A 4,492-nucleotide genomic window follows, 5' to 3' on the forward strand; every position below is an offset into this window, starting at 1 on the left:
AGCGTGTTCGACTCCTCAGCCGAGCGTGTCGCCTCGCTGCCCACCTGGCTGCACAGCTACAACTTCCACCGGCCCCACACCTCGCTCGCCGGCCACCCACCCGCCCATCGCGTCAACAACCTCTGCGGATACGACACCTAGATCGTCAACGCGTCGGTGATTACGCTTGCCCTGCCTGGAGCGGAGACACCGCGAAGCGTGCTCGGCCGCAGCTCGAGGCTCTTGCGCCTGCTCACGACGGCGAGAACACTGATCGGCCCCGCGCGACGCCCGTCCGGAGAGGCTGTCGACCACGGAGACTGCGAGGACGTCGGCGCGGGGGTCCCGCTCGGGGAGGAAGAGGGACCGTGATGACCGAGGACGACTTCGACCACGCCGTCGCCTCGTACCGGCAAGCGCTCGGTGCGTTCGTCACGGGCGACCCGAGCCTTGTCGCGGGCCTCTTCTCACGGAAAGAGGACGTCACGCTGGCCAATCCCCTGGGACCACCTCGCCGCGGTTGGGTCGACGTCGAGAAGGCCATCACGGAAGCGGCCGCACATTTCACGGGCGGCTCCCTCCAGTGCGAGGAGATCTCAAGATACTCGACCCCCGAACTCGGCTACGTCGTCCAGATCGAGCGAAGTGAGCTGCAACTGGCCGGCCACGAGGGTATGAGCCCCTCCACGCTACGGGTCACCATGATCTTCCGGCGCGAAGGCGACGTGTGGAGGGTCGCGCACCGCCACGCCGACCCGATCACGACCAGGCAGCCGATCCGGACTGTCCTGGACGCCTAACGCTCGGAGACCCTGACCCACGGAATCTCAGGCGCCCCAGAATAGAGCCGCCGCGAATAGGCCCAATACGAAGACTGACACCTCGCCCGGGCCGCGGGTCCTGCCTACCCTTCGCGCCCGCCGTGCACCGCAAGGACCGGTGGACGCATCCGACAGGAGCGCCGATGCCCAGTGGCGACGAGGTCCGAGACCTTCAACGCGCGACGTGGGCCGGTCTCGCCGCGGGCTGGTGACAGCACCGTTGTCCTCGCGGGTTCGGGGATTTGGGTACGCGGCCCGGCGCGATGTGCCCCGGTACGGACGAGCGATGAATCCCGGCTGTGCATCGCTATCCGTCGGCGCTCCCCCAGCCCAGGCACAGTCCCTGGCCAGCACGCTTGCGGTGGACCGACGCACGCGAGACCGTGGCCGGGTCGCTGGCCGCCCCGACGGCAGTCGAGGATGCCGGCCCCGAGGGAGGGGCGACATGGGCACCACCGAAGCCGTCAGCGGGACCCTGACCTACGACGTCTTCATCAACGAGCCGGCGCCACAGGACGGTGTCCTCCCCAACGGTGAGCCGAAGCGGTTCTCGCCCCAGGCCAGCACGCTGATCTCCGGCAGCGAGGACGCAGTGCTGACCGACCCCCCGATGACCACGGATCAGGCGCGCGCACTGGGCGACTGGGTCGCTGCGAAGAGCCGGAACGTCACCGACATCTTCATCACCCACGGCCACGGCGACCACTGGTTCGCCGCCGGGACGCTGGCCGAACGCTTCGGCGCCCGCGTCGTCGCCTCGGCGGGGACGATCACCCAGATGCACGGCAACGTCGCCACCCGGCCGCTGCTGTGGGACAAGCTCTACACCGGGATCCCGCCGACACCGGTCACCGCGACGACGGTGCCCGACAACCGGTTCACGCTCGAAGGACACGACCTCGTGATCGTCGAGGTCGGCTCGACCGACAGCGACGACAGCACCGTCCTGCACGTCAGGGACCTCGATCTCGTCGTGGCCGGGGACGTGATCTACAACGGGGTGCACATGTACCTGGCGCAGCCCGCGATCGTCGGGAACTTCGAACCGTGGCGGGCGGCGATCGACACGGTCGAGTCGCTCGAGCCCCGGCACATCGTCGCTGGGCACCACAACAACCAGCTCGACGACGACGCCGAGCGGACGATCGCGGAGACCCGGCGCTACCTCGACGACGCCGAAGAGCTCCTGCGAACCCAGAACAGCGCGGTCGACTTCTTCAACGCGAAGATCGCGCGCTATCCGGAGCACCTCGGCCGGACGATCCTGTGGGTCGGCGCGAGCGTCCTCTACGGCGTACGCGAACACCCCGAGCAGGACGTCCGCCAGATCGTCCTTTCCTCGTGGCTGTGACGCCGCCCGGACGGAGCGAATCGACACGCACGTTCCCCACCGCTTTCGACACCCTCACCGTGCGCGATGAAGGCGGGGTCCTGTTCGTAGAGATCACGGCCCCTCCCATTAATCTCCTGGGCCCCGACCTGGTCCGCGACCTGGTCTCCCTGATCAGGCGAGCCGAGGCCGACGACACCGTCAAGGTCGTCGTGTTCATGAGCGGGGACCCGGACTACTTCATCTCCCACGTCGACCTGACCCGGGTCGCGGAATACCGCGCGGAGGCGGCGAAGTTGGTCGGCGAGCCGTCGATCGCCTTGCTGTTCCACCACCTCAGCGCCAGCCGCCTGGTGACCATCGCCCAGATCGAAGGTCGGGTACGCGGTGCCGGAAGCGAGTTCGCGCTGGCCTGCGACATGCGGTTCGCCGCAGGCGCATCGGCAATGTTCGGTCAGTTCGAGCCCGCCTTCGGGCTGCTCCCCGGTGGAGGAGCCACCCAGCACCTGGTGCGACTCATGGGCCGCGCCCGGGCGCTCGAGGTCATGCTGAGCGCGGACGACTACGACGCTCAGCTCGCTGAACGGTACGGCTGGGTCAACCGAGCGCTGCCCGACGACGACATAGCGGAGTTCGTGCGGACACTCGCCCACCGGATCGCCCGCTTCCCCGGCCCCGGCCACATCGCGGTCAAGGACCGGGTCAATGCGATAGCGCTCGCGCCGGCGGAGGCCTTCCGCCGCGACTCCGACATCTTCGGCGACGGCGTCAGCGACCCGCAGGTGCAAAGCCGGATCCAGGCTGCGTTCCAACATGGACTCCAGACCCGAGACGGGGAAATGACCCTGACGCGCATCCTTCGGAGTCTCGCCGACCACCAATCGAACTCGTGACCACAGAACTCCCGATCTTGCTCATCGGCGGTCCCCTCTTTGGTGGTCTCGGCACAGATCGTTCTGGGCATGGTCGCCGACGCAGGTCAGGGCCTCCGCACGCGACCCTGTCCCCGTCGGATTCGCAGTCATCGAGCCAATCGTGACGTCGCGGAGGCGCGGCTTCCGCCCATCACTTGCGTCTTAAGCGTCGGGGATGTCGACTTACGAAGGGTGCGAGATGACAGAGCGACTCCGGGCGGCGATCGTCGGCTCGGGCAACATCGGAACGGATCTGCTCTACAAACCGCAGCGCTCGGCCTCGAGGCGTCCGCGGAGGGCCTCGACTGGCTGCAACTCGCACCACGTTCGATGTCACGACGCTGGGGTGGCGGCCCTCCAAAACGCTCTGACCTGCGTGGGTGCGGCAGGATTCGAACCTGCGACCGACGGCTTGTCAGCACAATCGGGCTGAAAGCTGTGCTCACCAGCATCTCCGCTGGTCACCGCGAAGCGCTGTGCCCACTGTTATCCAGTCGCAGAACGATCACTTACGACCCCCTTCGGGCCATGGAGCGCTCAGAGCGCTACTGCGGGCCTTCTGGGCGGCGCGGCATGGAGTCTCAAGCTCTGCGGCAGTCGATCCCCTTTCGATCGTCCCCGCAATACTTCACCTTGAGCAACCAGGCCAGCTACATTGATCCAGATCAGCAGCGGGGTGTCGGAGGGCATCGTCCCAGGTCAGCGGGAAGCGCTGCGCGGCCAGAGACTTCGAAGCCCCAGACTGGTCGGTTGAGTAACGTCGCCAGTTCATCACTCGGGTTTGGCGCCCGAGGTGCCGTGTCGTGCGCGAAGCTCGCGTTTGAGGACTTTTCCTGCGGCGGAGAGCGGGAGGGCATCGACGAACTCGACGGTACGGGGAGCCTTATAACCGGCGATGAGGCGCTTGGTGTGGGCGCGCAGCTCCTCGGAGGCGGGTCGGGCGCCGGAGGCGGGGACGACGACGGCGTGAACGGCCTCGCCCCAGTCGGGGTCGGGAATGCCGATGACGGCGCAACTGGCGACGCCGGGGTGTTGGGCCAGGGCGTTCTCCACCTCGGCGGAGTACACGTTCTCGCCACCGCTGACGATCATGTCTTTGATCCGGTCGGCGACGAAGACGTAGCCGTGCTCGTCCATGTAACCGCCGTCGCCGGTGTGCATCCGCCCGCCGCGCAACGCGCTGTCGGTCTCCTCGGGGCGGTTCCAGTAGCCGAGCATGACGTTGGCGCCGCGCGCGACGATCTCGCCGACGGTTCCGCGTGGGACTTCGAGGTCCTGGTCGTCGACGATGCGGACCTCGCTGAAGAAGGTCACGACCGAGATGTCGCGGGTGCTCGCCGAGCACGGCACCCGGCTCACCGAACTCGACGGAATCGGGCCGGTGGTCGCCGCCCGGTTGCTCGGGCGCACCGGGCATGCCGGCCGCTTCGTCAGTGCCTCGGCGTTCG

At 67.7% G+C, this 4,492-nt stretch carries 4 protein-coding genes and 1 pseudogene; 4 read left to right on the forward strand and 1 reads right to left on the reverse strand.

Annotated features, from left to right (window positions below; all coding sequences use genetic code 11):
• Positions 1-3 precede the first annotated feature (3 nt).
• From VGH85_18775 to VGH85_18790, 4 genes are all read left to right on the forward strand, one after another.
• Positions 4-141: an integrase core domain-containing protein gene (locus VGH85_18775; GenBank protein HEY2175854.1), complete on the forward strand. Its 138-nt coding sequence runs from the start codon at positions 4-6 to the stop codon at positions 139-141.
• Between the two features lie 209 nt (positions 142-350).
• Positions 351-779 (forward strand): nuclear transport factor 2 family protein, encoded by a 429-nt coding sequence (locus tag VGH85_18780; protein ID HEY2175855.1) that lies wholly within the window; start codon positions 351-353, stop codon positions 777-779.
• 466 nt (positions 780-1,245) lie between these two features.
• A complete protein-coding gene (locus VGH85_18785) occupies positions 1,246-2,151 on the forward strand; it encodes an MBL fold metallo-hydrolase (protein ID HEY2175856.1) in 906 nt (301 codons plus the stop codon).
• A gap of 59 nt (positions 2,152-2,210) precedes the next feature.
• Positions 2,211-3,023 (forward strand): enoyl-CoA hydratase/isomerase family protein, encoded by an 813-nt coding sequence (locus tag VGH85_18790; GenBank protein ID HEY2175857.1) that lies wholly within the window; start codon positions 2,211-2,213, stop codon positions 3,021-3,023.
• 792 nt (positions 3,024-3,815) lie between these two features.
• Here the strand turns inward: VGH85_18790 and VGH85_18795 are convergent.
• Positions 3,816-4,346: pseudogene (locus tag VGH85_18795) on the reverse strand (fatty-acid--CoA ligase).
• Between the last annotated feature and the right edge of the window lie 146 nt (positions 4,347-4,492).

Source organism: Mycobacteriales bacterium, from assembly GCA_036497565.1.
GTDB lineage: Bacteria > Actinomycetota > Actinomycetes > Mycobacteriales > QHCD01 > DASXJE01.

Coding starts and splice junctions, on each gene's coding strand:
- VGH85_18780 (HEY2175855.1), top strand. CDS start 351: ATGACCGAGGACGACTTCGACCACGCCGTCGCCTCGTACCGGCAAGCG.
- VGH85_18785 (HEY2175856.1), top strand. CDS start 1,246: ATGGGCACCACCGAAGCCGTCAGCGGGACCCTGACCTACGACGTCTTC.